Source organism: Candidatus Cloacimonadota bacterium, assembly GCA_016932035.1.
Classification (GTDB): domain Bacteria; phylum Cloacimonadota; class Cloacimonadia; order JGIOTU-2; family JGIOTU-2; genus Celaenobacter.
The window spans coordinates 1-23,569 of record JAFGDR010000045.1 but is presented as its reverse complement, the minus strand read 5'-3'; the positions used below and the strand labels follow the sequence as shown (position 1 = coordinate 23,569).

The following is a 23,569-nucleotide window of genomic DNA, read 5'->3' as shown; positions in this document are numbered from 1 at the left end:
TCATGTGTGGAATAGTGGGATATATCGGACCTAAACAAGCATTACCAATTGTAATAGAGGGTATCAAGCGCCTTGAATATCGAGGATATGATTCCTCGGGTGTTGCGCTTATTAATTCAGATGTAGACCTTGTTATTCATAAAAAAGAGGGCAAGATCGTTGAGCTTGAACAGTCTATACCCAATGATGTGAATTTTGAATCCCATCTTGGAATAGCTCATACGCGCTGGGCTACCCATGGTGAACCTACCACACTGAATGCTCATCCCCATATCGATTGCACAGGTAAAATAGCCGTTGTTCATAACGGCATTCTGGAAAATTACCAGCCCCTTCGAGACAAGTTGGAAAAAGAGGGGCATACATTTATAAGTGATACGGACACAGAAATTATTGCTCATCTCGTCGAACAGTTCTATGCAGACTGTCATGATATGCATACCGCAGTTCGAATGATGCTCAAGCAGGTTCAGGGCACACTTGGAGTTGCAATTATAAACAGGGATATTCCGGATAAACTCTATGCTGCACGTCGCGGGAGTCCACTCATTATTGGTGTTGGAGAAGGTCAGAATTTTATTGCTTCTGATGCGGCAGCGCTTGTTGTGCATACAAAGAATGTGATCTACCTTCAGGATGATGAGACAGCAGAGGTTTCTGCACATGATTTTACGATCAAAACAATTGCCGACGATGAAGTCCAGCGAGAGATCAGCAAAATCAACTGGGATATCTCTATGATAGATAAAGGTGAGTTCGATTTCTTTATGCAGAAAGAGATATTCGAACAGCCAACAACAATTGCCAATGCCTTTCGCGGCAGGATCATGGATATGTATAACACAGCTCGTCTTGGCGGTATTAATCTAACAACCGAACAGTTGAACAAGATTAACAGAATCTGCATCGTGGCATGCGGAACATCGTGGCACGCTGGTCTTGTAGGACAATATCTCATCGAGGACATTGCAAAGATTCCAGTTCGGGTTGAATATGCTTCTGAGTTTCGATATCGCGATCCGATTCTTACTCCTGAAACACTTGTCATTGTAATCAGCCAGTCGGGTGAGACAGCCGATACACTTGCAGCGCTTAGAGAGGCAAAAGCGCGAGGTACGCGCGTTATGGGTATTACTAATGTCGTGGGAAGTAGCATTGCTCGAGAAACTGATTTCGGATCATACATTCATGCAGGTGCAGAGATCGGTGTGGCATCTACAAAAGCATTCACTTCGCAGATAACAGTTCTCTTTCTTCTAGCCCTTCTGTTGGGTAGGATGCGAATGGTTTCACCCCAAGACGGAGCACAATATCTCAAGGAACTTAAATCAATACCCAGTAAGGTTGAAGAGATTCTGAAGATGGATGCAGCGATCAAAATGGTGGCTGAAAAATATAAAAATGTAACCAATGCCCTCTACCTTGGACGGGGTATTAACTATCCTGTTGCTTTGGAAGGAGCGCTGAAGATCAAAGAAATTTCATATATTCACGCGGAAGGATATCCTGCGGCAGAGATGAAGCACGGTCCAATTGCCCTGATTGATGAGAATATGCCGGTCGTGATCATTGCACCTGACGATTTTGTCTATGCAAAGATCATAAGCAATATACAGGAAGTCAAAGCACGAAAAGGACAGATCATTGCAATCGCGAATGAGCCCAGCAATGGGCTTGAGGATCTCGCTGATGACATCATTTTTATACCACGAACACTTCCTGCACTTACCCCACTTCTGACAGTGATCCCGCTCCAACTTCTTGCATATCATGTAGCTGTTCAGCGTGGACTCGATGTGGATCAACCGAGGAATCTGGCAAAGAGTGTGACTGTCGAATAATGTGAGATGAACCAGCGTATCGAAAAGTGCAATGCCTTTGCACTGAAGGTTACCGAGTACAGCAATACCAGTCAGATCATACAATTTTTCTCAAAGGAGTTCGGGCACATCGGTGTAATAGCAAAGGGAACACGAAATCCTAAAAACAAGTATTACGGACTGATCCAGCTTCTCGGTAATTATGAGATCGTATTATATAAGAAAGATACGACACTTTCTCTCCTGAAAGAAATTTCTCTCATCGAGGATCATAGGAGACTTTCCTCTGATTTTACAATGACTGCTCTGGCTCATGCTGCTGCTGAGCTTTATATCCAGCTTATGTTTGAAGAAGATGATTATGAAAAATTCTATGTTCTTCTGACACAATTTTATGAATTTCTTCCACAAGTGAAAAGCAATCACATCCTCGTTTTCTGGCGATTCCTCCTTCGGGTTGCCGGCTTCCTGGGATTCTCACTTAGATTTAACACATGCCAGGTTTGCGGTACATTGAACAGCGATCTATTTCAAGGAATCTCATTTGCTCACAATGGCTTTATTTGTAGTAATTGCAGTCGTAAAAAAGCTGCAATTGAGCAATTTCAAATTAATGAGTCAACGCGAGATATCCTCTTGACTCTGAAAAACCTACCGGATATTGAATCCTATGATATCTCAGACCAGGACATTAAAACGATTAATACGGTATTCCAAACATATCTCAGCCATCATCTTCATAAAAAAATACATTTGAGGAGTTTGGAAGTTTTGTAGAAACCTTGCGAATGGTTGGACTTGTCTGCCCACTGGCGGACGATCTTCGCAAAGATTGTTGTGAAGAACTAAGCGCAACTAGAAAAAAAATTGTGAATTGTCATCCTTGAGGGAGAGAAACGACCGAAGGATCTCCCTACTCGAAAATTTTTCGTTGATAAGTATAAACCAGATGATTAAAGTTCGTTAAACAAGCTCTTTCAGAACAACCCTATATGACGGTTTATAGGCGGTTTTATACAATTTGGAATGACTCAATGATGGGAAATCACGTTGATGAAGTTCCGTGTTTAAATTATCCCAATTTTCTATATGGAGTTTAGAAATATGACCGTTCTCAATATATGTTTTTAGTTCTATCCAATATGATTTTAGTTTTTCTTTATCCGGTTTGATTTTTCTCCTAGTTTCAAGAAGCATTTCCCAGAGCTGTTGTGGAGAACCATATCGTTTAAAAACTGGTATATTAATTCTGACAATCTCTTGTTCAAGTGAAATATCGATAAATACAGATTTCTCATAAGATTGCTCGGCATTATCGAATTCCTTTTCGAGAGATAAAAACGCATTTTCTTCATTCGCAAAAAGGTGTGCAGGTCCCATAATACTTTGGTAGAGCAGCTTATAAATATCTCTCATTTCCATCAGCGGATAACGTTCAAGATGCGAACCTATGAGATGAACCATATTCTTTGAGTACATGTCACGACTCCATTGTATGAGAAATCATTGACAAGAAATTTGAGTCGTACCAATGCAACATATATTTTATATACCACAGAGGTTGAAAAACAATTTGATATCTTGATTATTTCTTCTTCTGTTTAAATTATAAATGAAGCTATTTTTTCATATCTAAAATAAATAATTTTTGTAGGAGCTACAATGGAATTTTTTGCAAAACTCAACAGGTTGCTTGAAAATCATCCTCATATTCTGGAAGATATTCCACGTGCTGAAATGATCCAGCGATCCATCGATGACGGTGAAGCGGTCATATCTGCTAACGGTTCATGCACAACCTGGACACCCATCGAATCAACAGGAAGAAGCCCGAAGGATACGCTTATTGTACAAAGACCTGAAAGTGAAGGAGATATTGATTGGCATTCACCGAACAACATCCCGCTAGATCCGGAAACCTTTGATATGATCCTCGAAGACACATTGAAGACTTTTTCCAACAAGGAAAAGATCTACATGACAAACAGGGTGCTCAGCGCTGAAACATCCTATGCGTTACCCGTTAGAACAATCTGTGATAAGGCATTGACAGCACTCTTTACAGACAATATGTTCCGCCCAGTTCCTGATGACCTTTCAGATAGTGTTTTTGCCGAGAGAGGATTCACTATTCTCGTCCTTCCATATGATAAACTTGATAGAGAACGATATAATGATCGACTCCGCACTTTGCCGGATGGAAAAACATCAAACATGGCAATAGTTATGGATTTTGATAATCGAATCGGTGTTGTGTATGGTTCTGCATATGGCGGCAGCGTAAAGAAGCTTATGTTCACAGTGATGAACTATTATCTTCCCGGAGAAGGTATTTTACCTTTGCATTGCTCTGCAAATGAAGGAGAGAATGGAGATTCCGCTCTACTTCTCGGTCTATCAGGCACAGGCAAAACCACCCTTTCTGCCGATCCAAAGCGCGCTCTTCTTGGTGACGATGAACACGGTTGGAGTGAAAAGGGCATTGCTAATTTTGAGAATGGCTGTTATGCAAAGTTAATTAATCTCAGGGCTGATAAGGAGCCGGAAATATTCCACGCAGTGTTTCATAATGCTGATTATCTTGAGCACGGTGCGATCATCGAGAATTGCATGATGTATCCAAACGGACATTTTGACGTCGATGATGAGCGGTTGACACCAAACTCGCGCGGCTCATATACTTTAACATTTCTCTCGAATATAAAACATTCATCCAAATCAGGACATCCGACAACCATCCTCTTCCTCACTGCCGATGCCAATGCTGTGATACCGCCAATTGCAAAGCTCAATCCTGAACAAGCGATGCTTTGGTTTTTGATGGGTTACACGAGCAAACTTGCTGGTACAGAGACTGGAATTGTAGAACCGGTATCGACCTTCTCACGATTTTTCGGTGCACCTTTCATGCCCAGAAATCCGGATGTCTATGCATCGATGCTGGGAGAAAAAATGATGGAACATAACACACATGTGTATCTTGTTAATACAGGATGGAGCGGTGGACCCTATGGTGTTGGCTCTCGCATGGATATCAATTTAACGAGAAAATTGGTCGATGCAGCACTCAGCGGAGTTCTTGAGAAGGTTGTGTATCGAGAGAATACACTTCTTCATTTATATGTTCCATTGGAATGCCCCGGAATACAAGAAGAGATACTTAATCCGCGAAATACATGGGCAGATAAGGATGCGTATGATGTTCGTGCCCGAAGATTAGCCCAGGAATTCAGCGCTCATTATGATAAAGCTTATGGTGACAAGAATATCGATCCCAAGGTCAGAGCTGAATGCCCGGGAAAATAGTTAAATTATAAATATAAAAAAACCACCCTACAGGATTTGCTCTTATAAGGTGGTTTCTTTTTTTTATTAATAGAGTTTTTACTTATTTCCTTCTTCAATGACCTTTTTGGGTTGTTCTACCTCGACTGGTTCAGGTACCCGTTCCCAAACCTGGCTTCTGCCTATTTGAATGATTGCTTTGATGTAACCACGCACTTGAAGTTTTGCACCTTCTTCTATTGTGCGGATCTTACAATTATAGATCTTTCCTTTTTTCGGATCGAGGATCTTTCCACCATCCCACCATCCGTCTTTATCTTCAGTCAATCCCCACATAATGGTGGAACCAAGCATTGGTTTTCCAGTAAGGTCGCCTGAACCTTTTGCGCATACAGGATTCTGATCCTCATCGGGTTTACGGAACAGTTTCACGATCTTGCCATACATTGTTCCATTTTCAATCCATATGTTAACAATTGATTTAGCTTCACCAGACTCATCATCGATGGTTTTCCACCAACCGACTGGTGAAAGGTTGTCTGCATACAGTGCCATTGTTATGAAGATGACACCCACAACAAGTAAGAGTAGTTTTTTCATTGCTCCTCCAGGAGTTTTTGTTTTGATTAGCTTTTGAACCACGTTCATACAAAAATTATTGTAAGCACTACTGCTATGACCAAAGCCGGCAGCATATTTATTACTTTTAATTTTTTGATTTCAAGAATTGAAATTCCCAAACCGATAAGAATGATACCTCCAACTGCAGTTAGTTCATTCATGATGGGAACTGTCACAGACTGTTCAAAAAGTTTTGCACAGAGGGTCAACCCACCCTGGTAGATAAGAAGCGGAATAACTGAAAGCATAACACCGATTCCAAGGGCTGCCGCAAGTGCTATCGAAGCAAACCCATCAAGAAGGGATTTGGCAAGAAGAAGATTCGGATCGCCACCAAGTCCTTCTTCGATTGCGCCAAGTATCGTCATTGAACCCATGCAGAAAAGGAGAAACGCTGTGACCAATCCTTCTGAAAATTTATCATTTTTAGAATGCCATTTTTTCTTTAATGATTCGCTTATCCTCATAAGCCATGCATCGATATCGATGAGCTGTCCAATGATCGAACCGAATATAAGACTGAATATCAGGATGAGATAGTGCTCGGTTTTCAGTGCCATGGTAAATCCCAGAAAAATAGTGAAAAGCCCGATCGACTGAAAAGCAATAGTAGTTAGTTTTTGGGGAAGCTGTTTTCTAAGAACAAGCCCAATCGTACTCCCCATAATAACTGCACCAACGTTTACCAGAGTCCCGATCATATTATTCGAACCTTCCGACAGTAAAGAATTCCTGGATCTCTTTGATGTCCGAATTCAGTGCTTCTTTGAGCGTACCAACGAACAGTGCTTTTCCCTTATCCAGAAAAACGATCCTGTCTGCAATTCTATGAATGCTCGCAAGTTCGTGTGTGACAACAGTGATCGTCATGTTGAGCTGATGTTTCATCTGCAGGAGTAGCTTATCGATCGCTGCTGACGTTATCGGATCCAGCCCGGCTGAAGGCTCGTCACAAAAGAGGAGTTGGGGATCGAGTGCTATTGCACGCGCAAGTGCTGCGCGTTTTCTCATGCCACCGGAAAGTTCAGCTGGCGATAAGTACATAGCATGAGCAAGTTCGACAAGATTAAGCTTCGTCTCGATGATCCTGTTTATCAGATCACGATCGAGGTTTGAGTGCTGTTCAAGCGGAATCGCAACATTTTCTCCGATGGAAAGTGAGTTCAGGAGTGCACCATTTTGAAAAAGAACGCCGCATTTCATGAGGATATCCTCAAAATCTTCCTCTTCCATGGTCGTTGTTTCCTGACCAAAAATTTTTATAGAACCGGATACCGGTTTCAACAAACCTATTATGTGCTTGAGAAGGGTTGTTTTACCACACCCGCTTCCACCGAGAATGATAAAAACTTCATTTTCATAAATATCGAGGGTTATACCATCGAGAATCCTTCGACCATCATATTCTGTAACAAGGTCTTTTATCTCGATTGTTTTATTCATAAAGATTAGTAGAAAAGTAATCCAAGCACGGAATCAGCAACAATTACCATAAATATTGCAGTAACAACCGATGCAGTTGTCGAGCGACCCACACCACCGGCACCACCTTTGGCACGCAGTCCAAAGAAGACACCAACGATTGTGATCAGCCATGCGAACACAAAGCTTTTTACCACACTGGTGATGATGTCTTTGAGAACCATGACATTTGCCATTCTGTCCACAAACGCGGTTGGACTGAGTTTCAGATATGTGATACCGATCAGGAAACCGCCGGCTATACCGATGATGTCAGCAAAGATCGTAAGGAGCGGAGTTGAGATTGTCATTGCATATAATTTTGGCAGAACAACATATTTGATGGGATTTAAAGCCATAGTTTTGAGAGCATCGAGTTCTTCTGAAATTTTCATTGTGGCAATTTCTGATGCAATTGCTGAACCGCTTCTGCCTGCAAGAATGATGGCAGTCATGAGGGGACCCATTTCACGAGTCATTGAAATAGCAATAAGATCGACGATAAATATATTTGCCCCAAAACTTCTTAATTGCTGTGCAGACTGGAGAGAAAGAATAAAGCCGACAAGAAAAGAGATCAATCCGACAATAGGTAGTGCATTTACTCCTATCAGGTTGCCCTGTACAACGAACTCTCCTTTACGCTGTCCTTTTTTTGAAAAAATGCCGGCTAATCCCCAATAAAACATATCTGCTGCCAGATATATGAAATATTTAATGTTGTCAAAGAGGGTATAACCCTTATCTCCAAGGTTTTCAAGATATCCTAACTTTTTGGGTTTGTTGAAATCCTTTTGCGTTAAATCCAGCGATGAAAAAGCTGTGAGCGATTTCTGTACTTTGTCAGAAGTGTTGACGATATCGGTTTTAATCGATAATTTCTTAAGGTTATCGATAACTTGGTCTATTGCTGCAACACCAGCACTATCAATTGACTCAAGATTATGAGCATCGATAGTGAGAGATGCATTTTGTCTAATAGAAGAAAGATTTGTAGAAACAAATTTAAGGAATGCTTCTGCATTTTCGATCGTCAACTCGTTTTGGAGGACAATCGTATTATCCTTATATTCAAAGGAACTCATGTTAGAATGAAATGATCGTCAAACCAAGTGAGAGATTGTGATCGACCAATGTCCAATCCTTCGCTTCTTCCTGCTTGATGGTAATAGTGTAGTCCAGAGACACATAGCTTGAGATCCTGAAACTAAATGTATTATCAAGTCGTATGATCTGTTTTCTGTCCTTTTCAAAAGGATAAAGGGTATAGAATTCAAAAACATAGTTGATGTTATTAGTAATGCGGAAATCACCATCAACCGTTCCTTCGAAACCTCTCAAACTTACGGATTCGAGTTCATTAAACACATTTGCTTGTGTGCCATTCTGCTCATATACATTGGAGTTGATCGTTTGAGAAAGACCGAGTCCCGTTTTGATATAAAGGTTGCTGGTATTTGTATTGAAAACAGTTAGATTGAGACCAATACCTTCTTCAAGATTGAGAGGATAGAGCATTGGAGAAATTTGAACATTATCTTCATCCGTTATAGTATCAACCGTATCTCCTTCTGTATTGACTTTATATATAAAAGGTTGGCTTGCTGTAAAGTAGAACTTCGTCGGGAAAACGCTCGATTCAACACGAAGACGTGCATAGACACCGAGAGATCGAATAAAATAGAAAATAAAGGTAGGTTGGAGTTCCAGAGAATTTGAGTAAATTCGAAAGTCTTTATCCTGTTCTTTCGTGAAACCAATATTCAAATTATGTCTTGAATTGAAATAATAGGGGAATTCATCATATTTGATTTCATTATCCAGTTTAGCGCTCAAGGTAATATTGGTTGTAGATTCATCTTTGTTTGCAGAATTATCGCTGCTCAGCAAGAAATTACCTTTGATGGATGTATAGTAATTCCATGCATGTTTAAGGTCCGATTCCTTCATTTCCGGCAGGATACCAGCCCCAATAAAGTTATCGGTCGAGGAATTAAGAACGATAGTGAGTTCTTCAAGTACACCTTCCATAACGCGTATGGTTGTAAAGTTTGTATATGTTTTTGGTGACTCACCATATTTGATGACCTTATAAACACCAGGTTTCAGGAGCCATGTTTCCTGCTTTTCTCCCGGCTCATCTTCTTCAGCACTATATTTCGTTCCTATGCTGTTAATATAGTCATTGATAGCATATATTTCATATGGTTCACGAAGGAAGTCACGATTTTCATCGATAATCTTAACGATGAGTCCGCCCCAGATAGGTTCAATGATCTTTGTCTGTCCTGCTTTAAGTGTTATGTTTACTTCGACATTTTGATCTTCATGGATTGCTGATCCAACAACAAGGGTGTATGTTCCAGGGTCCATGAAAATGCTCTGCCCAACAGGACATCTATCCCGAACAATTTTCCCGTTTTGAAAGATCAAATATTCTGGTTCAAGTTGAGGATCGGACATTGCAGGGACGAAAATTCTCCCCATGCCAAGCTGGTCATCGATTCCTTCCTCTTCGAGTTGTCTTAAAGGTTCCGGTGTATACCAGGTTTTGTATTTTTCTTCAAGACATAAATTCGAACTCGGTTGCGTTTGCCCATAAGCACATGTAATCAATGCTCCAATCAATATAAAGGTTATAAAAATTATTTTTTTCATCTATCCTCCGCAATATATACTACTTGCCCGGCACAGTGACGGGTTGATTTGCTTGCAATTGTTCAAAATATTCCTGTACTTTTCTCAGGAAAATAGTAATCTCGTTTTTTAAAGTATCGCTGAGCGTCTTTGCAAAGAAACTCATACTCTCTGTATATAGAGGTGCATAACGTTTCACCTCGTAAGAAACAACAGTATTATTTGTTTTCTCTCGTAACATCTGAATCGTCATACGTATATCAGCTCGTTGGAATTCATTCAGCGGGAGATCGCTGACATACTTTTCGATATTATGTATCGTGCCCGTAATGATATAGTCGGGACGCTGATCAAGGAATGTTTTCTTACATTCTGTCACAAGATTCAATGCTCTTATATGGTTTATGATGAGTGCGGACATTGCATCTTGAGGACGGCGTGCCCACAAACTCCAACGATCGTAATAAACCTCATGAGCGGATTGTCGAATAACGATTCGGGAATTATCATATGTTTTATCGATCTTGAAATCTTTGACCTGAATAGTATAGGGGAATGGCTCTTCAAGAATATCAGACTTCGTAATCGGTGGAACATAATCAAGCAGATAAAAGTGCGCCCATTGCATTCTGGAGCATCCTACAACGATAAGAAAAAGAATGAGAAAAACACATGTGATATATTTGTTCTTCATTATGGACCTCCTTGATATGAGTCCTTTGATGATTTGAAGAGCAGTGATGGATTCTCAGAAATCATGCGAGAAAATTCATTAATATTCTGCATGGTTTCTTTGAGGAGTCTAATCGTTTCAACCACATCATCCCGACTCTCAAGAACTGTATAATTGATATTATTGAACGCTTCAGTCAGATCATACACGGATGTATTAATATTACTGATGGTTGCATTAAATTGGTCGAGATCAAGTTGTTGGGTTACATCATTGATGGTGGAGAGTAGATCGGCAAGTTCTGATGAGATCCGGGCTATGTTTTGAATGCTCTCATTAAGACCTGCCCTGTTCTCATCAAGTATGAGGTTAAGGTTTTTTAATGAATTATTCGTGTTTGCAACAGCTTCCTGAATATTTTCCTGGGTTTCCTCATTAAAAATATTGGCAATGTTACGCAGAATTTCATCAACTTTTTCAGCAATATCCTGGGCTTTATCTGTTATAATATCGAGGGTTGATTCACCCGGCTGGATATAGGATCCGGGTTTTAGATTCACTTCTCTGGGATCGCCACCTACCAATTCGATCTGCTTCAAACCGGTTATACCGACCGCAGCCATAACTGCTTTAACATCCTTCTTGATCGGGGTTCCTGCTTTTACGCTTATTTCAACGATCACTGTTGTTACATCCTCTTTATCAATAGAGAGATCTTCGATCCTGCCAACACGGATACCATGATATTGAACGGCACTTCCAACGTTCAATCCACTGACTGATTGTCCCTTATAAGCAATAAAGTAGAAGTCCTTTTTATCAAAAAGTTTTGATCCAACAATAATTCCGACAAGGATTACCAAAAAGACAATGCCAACTAACGCAAAAATGCCTAACCTGATTTTCTGAGATTTTGAAACCATATATTCTCCACAAATGTTGAGAGATTCAAATGATATTTATGTCAATTTTTTTAGGATATTCCTGATGTGTAACGATCACCAGACAAACACAACGCCGCTGTTTGGGAAGAACCATTCCTCTGATGAACTCTTCATGATGATCTTTTTACCCTTTATCCTTTCCTGGGGGTATTTCTCTTTACCGGAAAAGATCGGTACGATCTCAACTTTTTTGATATTTGTTCTGGAATAATCAAAGGTCATGGTGATCCCTTTTGTGAGTTCTGCAATGTAGATGGTAAGTTGATGCTTGTCTTTTGGGTAATAGGTGCTTGTGTCGATCGTGAACTGCACTTCCTTGCCGAGAAGTTCGCGAAGTCTGGGATGGGAACATTCGATCTCAAGGTTGGATGATTCGCTCTGTGATGTTCCGTTTTGAATAATAGTATGATGAAGTATGAGGTCGTCAATCATGATCTTATCGATTGTAAATGAGTTCACCAGGTCGATCTTGCTATCAAGGAGCCAGCGATACTCCACATCCGGTGCAAGAATGAACTGTTCGAGGGCTTTTGGTGATGTAGCACAAACGATCTTAAAGGAATCGTGAGTGAGCCTTTTTTTGTAATGTAGCTTTGTTTTGGTTTGATAGAAGAATTGTGATACGATCGGATCGAGTTCTGTTTCCGAAAGCTGTACTTCGTGAATAAAGTCCCTTTTCCAGCTCATTTCTCGGTCTGCCCTATAGAAGAGATTTTTCAGGACTTCGCTATATACGATACTCCCGATTTCGCTGCTGTTCAAGCGTTGATTAAGTGAAGTTTCTATTACTTTTTCGAGTGTTGTATCAGTAAAATCTTTCGCTATGAATGTTCTGCGGGATATGGGCTCTATAGTTGCATCTTTGTTTTCACGGATATAGATCCTCTGAGCACGACGTCCAAGATTACATGCCATTTCATAGGATAATCCATCATAGAAAGAACTCAGTTCTTCGATGGTTATGGCGCTGGTTTTTTCATGACCGATCAGCGTGACTTCATCACCGATCTTTGCATTTTTAACATTCGAGATATCAACAACGATCATATCCATTGTAACACGCCCAAGAATAGTGCACATTGTATCATGCACAATCACTTTTCCGCAGTTTGAAAGGAGATAATTATAACCGTCACCGTATCCGATTGGCAGGATAGCTGCACGAATTGGATATTTTGTTCTATAAGTCTGATTGTAACTTATTCCCATATCTTCAGGGAACTCTTTGATCAATCCAATCTTTGACTTGAAGGTCATCACGGGTTTGAGGTCGATTTTATCGTGCAGGTTTTCTGCTGTATAAATTCCATAAGAAAGAAGTCCGGCACGGATCATTGTAAGATGAGATTGCGGGAAGTTTACGATAGCAGCACTGTTTGAGATGTGTTTTAACGGCGGATCAATCCCGATTTCTTTAAATACTTTAATGATTTCTTGGAACCGTTCATTTTGCTTTTCTGCAAAGGATATCTCTGATGATTCGCTCATGGAAAAATGCGAAGAGATTCCTTCGATCTGCAGATTTCTGAATGACTTAATTTGCTCAGCGATGTCTTGTACATCAGTCCACATGAATCCTGCGCGTCCCATTCCCGTATCAAAAAGGACATGTATTGGTATATGTTTGTTATGCTTTTTTGCATAAGCATTCAAAGCTTTGGCAAATGGCATATCAGAGATGGATGGCGTCAGATCATATGAGACGAGTGTATCGATTTCGCTCTCAAAAGAAGGACTTAGAACAAGAATGCGTTGTTTGATGCCCTCCAATCTGAGTAAAACTCCTTCGTCACTGTTTGCCACTCCCAGCCAATTGATACCGAGTTTTGCTGTTTCTCGAGCTATTTCAACAGACCCATGGCCATAAGCATCTGCCTTGACGATTTGCATGTATTCAGTTTCTTCAGGTAAAATATTCTTCAGTTTTTCAACATTATACCTGAAGTTATCGAGATCGATAATGGTCCAGCTTCGAAAGAGTTCTTTATCTTTTTTCATTAAAGATAGAAAAATCCCTTCATTCAGAGGAAGAATGTCGGGATCGTTATAGTATTGATAATGAGTTAGTTAACTTTTGCCAACCAGTATTCGTTGATAGAAGGAAACTTAGCTGCAAGCTCCTTACCAAGCTCATTTGCTTCTGTTGCAGTATAGAGTCCCTTAAGACGCAGACGATAATAGAGCTTTCCGTTTTTCTTGGTAGTTGTTATCTTAGTCTCATATCCGTATTGGGCAAGTTTGTTCTTCTCAGTAATGATGTTTGCATAGCTCGGACTGGCTGCAACCTGAAGTTCATAGGCTTTTGCTTTTTCAGGAGGCACCTTCTTTGGAACTGTCTGCTGAGTTTGCTGGGTGGTCTGCTGTGTCTGTTCTTCGGGCTGCGTGGTTTCCTGCTTTTCTACAGGTGGTTTTGCTTGGTCAGTTTTCTTCTTGCCGCATCCCTGCATAATTGCAAGTGACACAATAAGAACTACTACCAAAATGATAATCGCAAGAACTTTTCTTTTCATGTAAGCCCCCATATTATTTTACATAAAATCAACATTTTTGAAAAAATCTCGTCAAGTTATACCTTGATTTGTTGAATTCGAAGTAAGTTATCTTGACATGAAAATCCCGTCAAGTTTCTGTTTCTCATATGAAAAATGTTTGGCATATTATTATCATAATTATGATAGTACTCATCATGATCTCGTGCGGCAAAGATAAACCGCCGACGGGAGGTCCTAAGGATACGACTCCACCAGAAATAATCGATGTTGAACCTGGAAATGGCACTAAAAATTTCAGTGATGACAAAGTGATTTTCACTTTTACTGAAACCATCGATGAACGTTCCTTTGAAGATGCATTAACGATCTATCCGCCTATTATCAAAAAGAAAATATCATCAGGCAAACAATCTGTTACTGTACAATTCAAAGAGGATTTAAAGCAAGGCCAAACATACCTGATGACTATAGATACGCGTTGTACAGACCTTCGGGATAATGCTCTCGAAAAAGCGCACTCTTTTGTATTCTCCACATCTGACAGCCTCATTTCAAATAGACTCGATGTGAATCTGCAACTCGAGGATCGTGCACCTAGACGTAAAGGGATTTATTACGTTGAACTCTATAATACTGAGGATACGTTGCTTATAACATCACAAAACTCAGAAGAAATTAAACCGTTCTTCTTTGAGAATTTGCCTTCAAACAATATATCTATCCGAGCATTTCTTGATGAAAATAGGAATTTGGGAATTGATAGATCAAAAGAGTTATTTCAAGAAAAGATAGTAATCCTGAATGAAGATCAAACCAAGGTTACACTGACTCTTACTCTACAGGATACGATCAGCCCGGCAGTAAAAAGTATCACTCCTCAAAACGCTCAATCATTAACTATTAATGTGAGTGAAGACATAAAAGATTTTTCATCATTAACTATTGATGAGAAAGAATCAGGCAGAAGTATACAGATTTATGAATATGTGATAAACGGATCAAAAATTGAGTGCATCACAGCAGTGACAGATACGAATTCATATCTCTTGACGATACAGGATCTTACTGATTACAAGAATAATACTACACTGATCGACTCTATGAGTTTCATCAATACACAACCACCAGATACCACCTGGCTTGAGCTCGATTCCCTGTCTCACGAAGATGGACAAACCGTCACAACACTTACACCGGAATTTATTATTAAATTCAATAAAATAATTCCCCAAGATGCGCTCTCAGTTATGCTTGTGAACTCAGAAAATAATAAATCTGTCGAACTCGATATTACTAAAGAAAGAGGTTATTCATTTATTGTTAAACCCAAAGACATGTTGAATAATTACGTGCCGTATTCGCTTATTATAAATGAGGACACGTCTGATTACGAAGGGAACACTTTAGAAGAAGGGGTGAAAATATCTATTCTTCCACTCCTCTATAACTGATCTATTTCCAGGTTTTAAGCTCAACCTTGTCGTCAATTATTTCAAGATAACTGTAATGGCGAATCCAATCACCAAGATTTATGTATGTTCCGTTATTGACAGCAAGCATTTGCGGGCTGTGAATATGCCCCATAATTGTGTAATTATACCCTGCACTAAATAATTTTTCAGAATATTCTATCAACCCCTTTTCCTGCCTTACAAGCGTTTTCGGTGATTTATTATGCTTCCTGCTGGAGCGTGACATGAGTCTACCCGTTTTCAAACCAAGATCAGGATGAAGCCAACCGAATATTGTATGAACAACCGGACTCCGCAGAAAATTTTTAAGCACATGGTATTGAAGATCATTTGAAGTATACTCGTCCCCGTGTGAAACGTAAAATTTGTTTCTGCCGCAGATAAATGTGTAGTCATTCTCATATACTTCACCTTTCAAATCTTTTTGGAAGAAATCCTTGAAAACAAAATCGTGATTTCCAGCCACATAGATGATTTTCGTTCCTTTTTCAACAATAATTTTAAGTTTGTGAAGTGTATCGAAGAATGCTTTCGGGATGACCATCGCGTATTCAAACCATACATCAAAAAGATCGCCAGCAATGATGAGTTTGTTGGGAGGATCTTGTGCCAGGGAATCGAGAAATGAGTAGAAGATATCGAGTTTTTCCTGCTCTTCTTTATCAACAAAAAAGCGCTGATGAAGATCGGATATGCAGATGATTTTCATGATTTTCCTTTAATTAGTGAGAACATAATATACAATATTGATTCCCATTTTGAATGCCTGCTCGCGAATATGTGCAGGATCATTATGAACCTCGGGAGATGCCCAGCCGTCGCTGATATTCGTTTCGTAGGTATATAAAACCATCAAACGTCCAAAATCGTCGAACAGTCCAAATGCCTGGGGTCGCATGCCATCATGCTCATGTATCTTTGGAATGCCGTTTTGGAAGGTATAAAAGCAGTCAAAAAGCGGGAAGGTTGCAGGTAATTCTTGAAGCGTTTTATCAGGAAAAACCAGCGCAAGTTCTCGGCGAATATATTTGTCCAACCCATAATCGTCATCGATGTAGAGGAATCCACCTTTTTCGAGATAATTTCTCAGATTTTCATTTTCTTCATCTGAGAAACTGATATTGCCGTGACCTGTTACATAGAGGAGGGGATAATCAAGAAGAGAATTGTTTTTCAGAGATACGATCGCCTGTTCTTCAGATGCTTTGATCGTTGTGCGTTCATTGATTTCTTCACAGAGATTCGGGATAACAGATGTGTCATTATACCAATCTCCACCGCCGTCATATTGGAGACGTGCGATCGTGAGTTCCATTTCTCCTAAAAGGATGATAGGAATTGAAAACAGAATTATGAGAAAGAAATAGAATTTTTTCATCAGGTTTGCATGAAATCGGGATGTCTTTTCGATGTCAATATTCTTGACGTTTGGAGGAGTATCTATACATTATGGCTCACGTGGGTGATTAACTCAGAGGCTAGAGTGCTTCCCTTACAAGGAAGAAGTCGTAGGTTCGAATCCTTCATCGCCCACCATTTTTTTATCATAATTCTGAGTGGCTAGTTACTTAACTATTGAATTTCCAACAACCAACAGGGAATGTTCAATGTCCATTTATATCTGACTCTCGTAGAACTATATCAACACTCGGATGAAAGCATTGAGGGCAACTCATTGGTCTCTCTCAACTTTTTGCGTCTCTGCTTATTCAGGTGTACAATATTTGTCATTTTTTATATTTGAGAAGGAATATTATCTGCTACTTTTTTTTCCTTCATACTTGGTAATTCCGTGTTGGGTATTGGATATAAATTCTTTCTTTACAAACTTATTTTAAGCTCCAATTTAATATTAAGGATTTAATCCAACGTAATTTCCCGCGGATTCGTATCGATTTCCTGAGTTTCCTGGAGATTTTTCTTTGTTTGCTGAACGCCCAGTTCTTCGAGCTTGCGCGCACCGGGAACAATCCTGCTTGTAAAAGAACCAACCGCTTTGTTATAATGTTTCACTGATGAATCGAGACTCGAACCGATTTTATCAAGGTGCTCCTGGAATGTGCAGATGCGTTCATACAATTCGGTTCCCGCTTCAGCGATCTGTTTGGCATTCTCTGTAAGATTTTGCTGCTGCCAGCTCATAGCAACGGTTCTGAGCAATGCGATGAAGGTTGTGGGAGTTGCAATGATAACCTTGTTCTGAATGCCGTCCTCGATGAGTTTGTTGTCCAGCTCCAGAGCTGCTGAAAAAAATGATTCACCGGGTAAAAAGAGGACAACAAAATCCGGTGCATTCTCAAACTGCTTCCAATAATTTTTCTTTGCAAGGTCATTCATGTGATGGCGAACTGCTTTTGCATACGATAATTTTGCTGATTCTCTTTTTTCTTCTGTTTCTGCTTCATATGCTTCTATGAAAAACTTGGTCGGTGCTTTTGAGTCCACAACAATACTTCGTTGTCCGGGCAGGTATACGATCAGATCTGGACGGAGTTGACCATCTTCTGTTTTGACACTGACTTGCTCGGTGAAATCGCAATGTTCGGACATGCCGACCAACTCAACTGCACGACGCAATTGGAGTTCACCCCATCTTCCGCGAACTTCCGGACGCTTGAGTGCATTCTTGAGATGAGCAGTTTCTTTCTGGAGATTTTCACTTGATTGTGCCAGTTGGGTGATCTGTTCCTTCAAGCTGCCGAGGTCTTCTTTTCTTAGATTTTCAATTGTTTTAATCTCCCGATTATATCGTTCGAGAGAGTCTTTCAAGGGTTCGAGGGTTTGTTCGATTGCCTGCTTACCAAACTCGCTTTTTGTCTTTTCAAGCATTGTTTCGAGATTTTGTTTAGCAAGTTTCAGAAAGGTTTCATTATTGCTTTTCAGCGCTTCCGATGAGAGAGCATTAAAGGTGTCTCGCAGATTTTCAGTTGCCTGTTTGAGAAGCTCTTTCTGTTCTTCGATATTTTTTTCTGTTTCCCGAACTTTTGTTTCAAGACGTGCACTTTCTTCTTTTTGTTTCTCGAGCTGTTCCCGCAGGGCGGAGATGGTTTCCCCACTTTTTGCTTTTTCCTGTTTTATCTCTTCGATATATTGCAAATTCTGCTCGAGTTTTGTTTCAGCAACGATTTTCGCATTCTGCAGATTGTCACTCTGATGCATTGTTTTCTCAAGGGAAGATATTTTCTTATGCGTGAGCATGTATGTAACAACAATGCCGATAACCAAGCCGGCTATGACAGAAATTAAAATATTTATCATTTCAACATCCCGAAAATTATTTCAAATGAATTTTTGAATGAATGAGGATTTATGTCAAAATTTCCATAAAAATTGACGTCCTCAAACAATTCTTAAAATTAATTTGTATAACTTCGGAGGTTTATATGTCAAAAAATAAAGAATCTAAACAAGATACAGTTGATGTATTCGATCCACAGGATTACATGTATTTTTATGGTAATGTTCTCACTGATGAGAGGACGGATAAAGAGATACAATTTCTTGTTGAAGAGCTTGGTATGAATAAGCCCATGTCCATTCTTGACGTGGCTTGCGGTTTTGGACGTCATTCTCTTAAGTTGGCGAAATTAGGGCATCATGTTACGGGTATCGACCGCATGGACGGCTTTATCGATGCTGCCAAAAAGAGAGCTGAATATGAGGGTTTGAAGATTAATTTTATAAAGAAAGATATGCGTGAAGTTGAATTTAATGAAGAGTTTGACCGGGCATTTTTACTTTTCAATGCTTTTGGCTATTTTTCCGATGATGAAAATCTTGAAGTTCTAAAGAATATTTCAAAAGCTCTCGTTCCGGGTGGTTTGTTCTGTTTTGATACCTTTAATCGGGATGCTTTCCTCAAAGACTTCTTACCTTATTATGTCTATGAAGTCAGGCAGGATCTCATGATAGACCGCAATACCTTTGACCCCAAAACAGGCCGCTTGTTCGACGACCGGGTCATCATCCGTGATGGGATAAGAAAAGATGTGCCCTTCTCAATGAGGTTATATGATTATAATGAGATAGAAAAATTAATCGAGCAGGGCGGGATGAAGGTTGATGCGATCTATGGAGATTGGCAAAAGTCACCCTTTACTATGGAATCCAAGGGCATGAAAATTATCGCTAAGAAAGAATAAACATTCATTATAAAATAAAAAAACCTCGGACCGAAAGATCCGAGGTTTTATATCAATTATGAGATTATTTATTTCACAAGTATCATCTTTTTTACTTCATCAAGATTCTGGTTCACAAGTTTGTAGAAATAGATACCTGTTGCCATATCAGAAGTGTCTATATACGCTTTACCACTGGTTCCGTTTACTGTTTTAACATACTCTCCGTGGATATTGTATATCTTGATCTCAGCATTTTGGTTGAGGATGCTGCCTTTAAGGTGATACTGAATAACTGCCGATCCTTTTGCAGGATTCGGGAAGCTGCCAAGAATTTCAGTTCTTTCGAAGAAGGTATTATCGTCAACACCAATTTCAGGAACACCAGTACCGAAGACTTCAAGAATGTCAAATGAGAATGGATTGATCTGTATCATTACTTCACCGTCATAGTTTTGAGCATTCTGCGGAAGGAAGGTCAGGTCATATGTCTGGCTGCCGCCCATACCAATCGAGTAATCGAGTTGGTTTCTTCGGGGAGTGGTACCTGTTTCTGCAACCGAATAGCATGTAGGAGTGCTGATGTAACCGGTCAGTGTCCCGCTGCCAAGATTATAGATCGTAAATTGTCTTGTAGAATCATGACCGACTTCAACTTGACCGAAATCAAGAGAGCCAGGTGAGAGATAGAATACAGGGAATGGTGAAAGAACTGGCGGGAAGGTAATATAATCGATCCATGCGCAATCCTGACCACCTGTCTGAGTATAGTCTTTGTCATACACCCACTTAAAGGTATGTGTTCCAGCTGAGACTGGATAAGATACTTCTCCCCAGCTTGCTTCGCCAGCCCACTCGCCTTGTAGTGCACCGTCAATATAGAATTCAAGGTAGTCGTAATTGTTTTCTGAAGAGACTCTTCTAAAGAATGAGATGTCACCGGCATTTGTGTCGATTGTCAATGAAAGTTCAGTTTCTGAATTATTGCCGATAGCACCGGAACGTGCACAGTAGTTACCTTCATATGCATTGGTCTCATCAATAGTCCAGTCTGCATCTCCACCCATAACCCAGTTATAAGCACTGAAGTCACCGGTTTCGAAATCCTCAATAGAAAGTCCGATATATTCATAGAACATTTCGGTAGCACTGTAGTTTCCACCCGTAACATTGAATTCAAGAGGTATGCTTGCACCGGTAGGAGCGTCGTTATCAACCGTAAGTTCAAACAATGCTGTTTTGGGTTGATTAACATTGAAGGTTCCGAAATCATAGGTGCCAGTAGTAATATCAACATACCCATTATTGCTGACAAGTGTACCAGTTGCGTCAGGCGACATTGCATGTCCGTCATTGGTTGCTTCGACAGTTATGGTAACGGTTTCACCAGGATCAAGACGACCATTGTTGTTGCCGCCTGAATCGTTGATTGAGAGTGAACCTACGACAAAGTGCGGGGCATTGATGACAATACCAAATGATGTATCCCAGGTTTCTTTGACGCCGGGATCTCCTTCAACGCTTACGTCGAGAAGGACATAATGCTGGTCTTCAACACTATTTGAAACAGTAAATTCATATGCATCAGTCATTGTTGATGATTGATCGGCACCGATCGTTCCGAAGTTCTCTGAGTTATCGGTGAAGTTGATGCAATCATCAGCGGTAGAAAGGGTAGCAATGACATTATCTGCAGCTTGCACACCAACATTCTTTAATGTCAGTCCAAGTAATATATCTTCGCCGTAATCAATAACGCCATTATCATTTGCTCCTGCATCATTGATAGAGTGGCTTTCATAAATTATATATGGTCCGGAAGGTGGAATGACATTAACGATCTGTTCATAACGATAGTAATTTTGCTTTACAACAGTTACAAGAACATTTACTCCAGGGAGTTGAGATTCGATAGAAATGGGAGTCGGGGATAATCCCATGCCGATTCCTGTTCCAATTATTTCATCATCAACTGATAGAGCAATTTCAGCACCGAGATTAGCTGAAACATTAAATGTCGTCATACCACTCAGCATAGCTGCGTCGTGTGTAACCGCAAGATTCTGAGGTATTTCAGAATAGACAGTCAGGAAGGCGTCTCCATGATGATGGAAAAGGTAATAGGTAATTTGTTTATTGCTTGTATTATATGGCCAGCTAGAACCTTCGAGGAAAATCTTACCTGCGGAATTACCCATGCAGGGGTAGATCCAGTCAGAGTTAGTGGGACTTGCGCCATAATCCGGCATGAATTGCGGCCACATAAGGTCATACATACCCCAGACATATGTGTCATTCACAAAGGAGTAGGATGTTTCTGACGCAGCAATGATACCAAGTGCACGATGTTCATAACGATGCATTGCTTCAGCAAAACATTCTGAGGAATTATTAAACTTTCCTGTGAGACAGTTGATTGAGAATACATATACAAGATCATCGTTATACAATCCGCCTAAATCGCTATTTCCATAGTCAGGTTCACCCCATCCGCTTGTACCACCATGGTCACGATGTTGAAGCATGAATGCTCCACTATTGATGGCATTGTTAACCATTGTGGCGTTCCCGCCGGTCCATCCGCCAAGGGTTGAGGGATCTGTAGGGATATAACCTAATCCGGCAGGACCAAAATAAGCAAGAACGGTGGCAGTGTTCGTCGCTGTTGACCATACACCACCATTTGGATTACCGCTATAAATGGCATTTATTCTGACCTGGTTTTTTCCAAGTATATTTGACCAGAAACCGCCTACAGTTTCTGAGCAGATTTGGAACCAGCGTTCAGTCTGCCAGCCAAGGGCGGTGACTGGATGATCATAAAAATCAGGATTTGTAGGGGGATCGGTTTCATTATCTAAGAACTTTGAGATCGTAACTTCAAGTTCGCTGTAGTTACGAGCAGTAATACGAGCAAAGTGGATATCAGGAAGATCATCACCATCAACATCAGCATAAACGTTATCTGAAACGCAGCTGCCGAAGGAAGGAGAGATGATACTCGTACCTGTAGGACCTTCTGTGCCGTAATCTGCCAATAAGAGAACTGCTGATGGAGCAGGATCCCATGTGTTGTATGCAGTATTGAAGTAATTTTCCAATGCAGATGTTGAGTTGCTGCCGATGTCTGAAAGGGTAACTACTTTTGTAACGATACCCTGTTTTTGGCGGAAGCTTTTAACTGTATCTGCCCATGTGATGAAGTCAGGATGATCTGGTATAATAATAAGATATTCACATCCGTTATCTTTCGATGAAGTATTTGAATAATCTTTTTCAGGAATTACGTCATAGTTGAGGATTGATTGGGCATAAATCGGATCCCACCATCTGCTGCGAAGTCTGTCTTCACCGTACTGTCCATTACCGCCGTTAAATTTGAGGTCGATCTGCAAGTCGCGATACACGACCATCTCTTTTGTAATAGGATTGTACTGGAATGGCGTGATTCCAACGATAACAACATCAACGCCGCGAATCTGTCTGACGTCAGAGATTACAACTGGTTGTGCAGGATAAAACTCATCTTTTGAGTATATCTGCAAGTCTTTGTGATAATCGAGTGGACCGTCTTCAGTATCGAGTGGAATACGGGGTGCTGGTGCGATATCCATGCTGGGAACAACTTCTGTTCGATAATCAACTATTTCAAACGTAACAGAAGCTCCTTCCGGAATAGCGATGTATCTGCTCATGCCTGGAAGGTCTGGTGCACCTTCATTATTTGGAAGGAAAACACCGGGAATGTGAATGGTTTGAAGCGTTTCACCGTCAACTTCCGTATCAGTGGTAAAATATTCCTGAATGGAAAAGTTCAGTGAAAGATCGGAGGAATTTTGCCGAAGAATGCTAAATCCGTGATCTCCCCAACTGTCATTATACTGTTTTGCATATGCAATCGAGGAAAAAAGCACGAGGCAAAAAACCATTAAAAGTGCTATCTTTTTCATCAATATCCTCCATTGATTTTGATTAGACTTTTTGCTTTTTTTATTTTATTCAAAAAATTTTGATTAAAAAAAAATGCATACAAAACTATGTCA

The 23,569-nt window shown here is 40.2% G+C and carries 18 protein-coding genes, 1 tRNA gene and 1 pseudogene; 6 read left to right on the top strand and 14 right to left on the bottom strand.

Going from position 1 to position 23,569, the window contains the following annotated elements; all coding sequences use genetic code 11:
• The first annotated feature begins 2 nt into the window (after positions 1 to 2).
• Both glmS and recO read left to right on the top strand, forming a co-directional pair.
• The gene (glmS, locus tag JW794_08295; protein MBN2018107.1) at positions 3 to 1,841 is read left to right on the top strand and encodes a glutamine--fructose-6-phosphate transaminase (isomerizing); all 1,839 of its coding nucleotides are present in this window, start codon (positions 3 to 5) and stop codon (positions 1,839 to 1,841) included.
• A gap of 6 nt (positions 1,842 to 1,847) precedes the next feature.
• Positions 1,848 to 2,597 (top strand): DNA repair protein RecO, encoded by a 750-nt coding sequence (recO, locus tag JW794_08290; protein MBN2018106.1) that lies wholly within the window; start codon positions 1,848 to 1,850, stop codon positions 2,595 to 2,597.
• Positions 2,598 to 2,783: 186 nt separating this feature from the next.
• Here the strand turns inward: recO and JW794_08285 are convergent, their stop codons facing one another.
• Positions 2,784 to 3,299 (bottom strand): hypothetical protein, encoded by a 516-nt coding sequence (locus tag JW794_08285; protein ID MBN2018105.1) that lies wholly within the window; start codon positions 3,297 to 3,299, stop codon positions 2,784 to 2,786.
• Positions 3,300 to 3,482: 183 nt separating this feature from the next.
• Between JW794_08285 and JW794_08280 the strand changes: the two genes are divergently transcribed.
• The gene (locus JW794_08280) at positions 3,483 to 5,126 is read left to right on the top strand and encodes a phosphoenolpyruvate carboxykinase (ATP) (protein MBN2018104.1); all 1,644 of its coding nucleotides are present in this window, start codon (positions 3,483 to 3,485) and stop codon (positions 5,124 to 5,126) included.
• Positions 5,127 to 5,204: 78 nt separating this feature from the next.
• Here JW794_08280 and JW794_08275 read toward each other — a convergent pair whose 3' ends face one another.
• The 9 genes from JW794_08275 to JW794_08235 all read right to left on the bottom strand — a co-directional run bounded on the left by JW794_08275 (position 5,205) and on the right by JW794_08235 (position 13,951).
• Positions 5,205 to 5,705: a DUF2147 domain-containing protein gene (locus JW794_08275; GenBank protein ID MBN2018103.1), complete on the bottom strand. Its 501-nt coding sequence runs from the start codon at positions 5,703 to 5,705 to the stop codon at positions 5,205 to 5,207.
• Between the two features lie 44 nt (positions 5,706 to 5,749).
• Positions 5,750 to 6,427 (bottom strand): DUF554 domain-containing protein, encoded by a 678-nt coding sequence (locus JW794_08270; protein ID MBN2018102.1) that lies wholly within the window; start codon positions 6,425 to 6,427, stop codon positions 5,750 to 5,752.
• A gap of 1 nt (position 6,428) precedes the next feature.
• A complete protein-coding gene (locus JW794_08265; protein ID MBN2018101.1) occupies positions 6,429 to 7,169 on the bottom strand; it encodes an ATP-binding cassette domain-containing protein in 741 nt (246 codons plus the stop codon).
• Between the two features lie 5 nt (positions 7,170 to 7,174).
• Positions 7,175 to 8,272: an MlaE family lipid ABC transporter permease subunit gene (locus JW794_08260; GenBank protein MBN2018100.1), complete on the bottom strand. Its 1,098-nt coding sequence runs from the start codon at positions 8,270 to 8,272 to the stop codon at positions 7,175 to 7,177.
• Position 8,273: 1 nt separating this feature from the next.
• Positions 8,274 to 9,845: a DUF481 domain-containing protein gene (locus tag JW794_08255; GenBank protein ID MBN2018099.1), complete on the bottom strand. Its 1,572-nt coding sequence runs from the start codon at positions 9,843 to 9,845 to the stop codon at positions 8,274 to 8,276.
• 19 nt (positions 9,846 to 9,864) lie between these two features.
• A complete protein-coding gene (locus JW794_08250; protein ID MBN2018098.1) occupies positions 9,865 to 10,518 on the bottom strand; it encodes a membrane integrity-associated transporter subunit PqiC in 654 nt (217 codons plus the stop codon).
• Complete coding sequence (locus JW794_08245; GenBank protein ID MBN2018097.1) at positions 10,518 to 11,420, bottom strand: MCE family protein; 903 nt, start codon at positions 11,418 to 11,420, stop codon at positions 10,518 to 10,520. The genes JW794_08250 and JW794_08245 overlap by 1 nt, the downstream gene beginning before the upstream one ends.
• A 75-nt stretch (positions 11,421 to 11,495) precedes the next feature.
• Positions 11,496 to 13,439: an alanine racemase gene (gene alr, locus JW794_08240; protein ID MBN2018096.1), complete on the bottom strand. Its 1,944-nt coding sequence runs from the start codon at positions 13,437 to 13,439 to the stop codon at positions 11,496 to 11,498.
• A gap of 65 nt (positions 13,440 to 13,504) precedes the next feature.
• Positions 13,505 to 13,951, bottom strand: coding sequence for an SPOR domain-containing protein (locus JW794_08235; protein ID MBN2018095.1), 447 nt, complete (start codon positions 13,949 to 13,951; stop codon positions 13,505 to 13,507).
• A 128-nt stretch (positions 13,952 to 14,079) separates the two neighbouring features.
• Here JW794_08235 and JW794_08230 point away from each other — a divergent pair, with 128 nt between their 5' ends.
• The gene (locus JW794_08230; protein ID MBN2018094.1) at positions 14,080 to 15,384 is read left to right on the top strand and encodes an Ig-like domain-containing protein; all 1,305 of its coding nucleotides are present in this window, start codon (positions 14,080 to 14,082) and stop codon (positions 15,382 to 15,384) included.
• Between the two features lies 1 nt (position 15,385).
• Here the strand turns inward: JW794_08230 and JW794_08225 are convergent, their stop codons facing one another.
• Together JW794_08225 and JW794_08220 are read right to left on the bottom strand one after the other, a co-directional pair.
• A complete protein-coding gene (locus JW794_08225) occupies positions 15,386 to 16,114 on the bottom strand; it encodes a UDP-2,3-diacylglucosamine diphosphatase (GenBank protein MBN2018093.1) in 729 nt (242 codons plus the stop codon).
• Positions 16,115 to 16,123: 9 nt separating this feature from the next.
• Complete coding sequence (locus JW794_08220) at positions 16,124 to 16,783, bottom strand: DUF4159 domain-containing protein (protein MBN2018092.1); 660 nt, start codon at positions 16,781 to 16,783, stop codon at positions 16,124 to 16,126.
• An 82-nt stretch (positions 16,784 to 16,865) separates the two neighbouring features.
• Here JW794_08220 and JW794_08215 point away from each other — a divergent pair.
• A tRNA-Val gene (locus JW794_08215) sits at positions 16,866 to 16,941 on the top strand.
• Positions 16,942 to 17,265: 324 nt separating this feature from the next.
• Here JW794_08215 and rmuC read toward each other — a convergent pair.
• Positions 17,266 to 18,690, bottom strand: a pseudogene (gene rmuC, locus JW794_08210) (DNA recombination protein RmuC).
• Between the two features lie 98 nt (positions 18,691 to 18,788).
• Between rmuC and JW794_08205 the strand changes: the two are divergent.
• The gene (locus JW794_08205; protein ID MBN2018091.1) at positions 18,789 to 19,547 is read left to right on the top strand and encodes a class I SAM-dependent methyltransferase; all 759 of its coding nucleotides are present in this window, start codon (positions 18,789 to 18,791) and stop codon (positions 19,545 to 19,547) included.
• 68 nt (positions 19,548 to 19,615) lie between these two features.
• Here JW794_08205 and JW794_08200 read toward each other — a convergent pair whose 3' ends face one another.
• The gene (locus JW794_08200) at positions 19,616 to 23,476 is read right to left on the bottom strand and encodes a T9SS type A sorting domain-containing protein (protein ID MBN2018090.1); all 3,861 of its coding nucleotides are present in this window, start codon (positions 23,474 to 23,476) and stop codon (positions 19,616 to 19,618) included.
• Positions 23,477 to 23,569 lie beyond the last annotated feature (93 nt).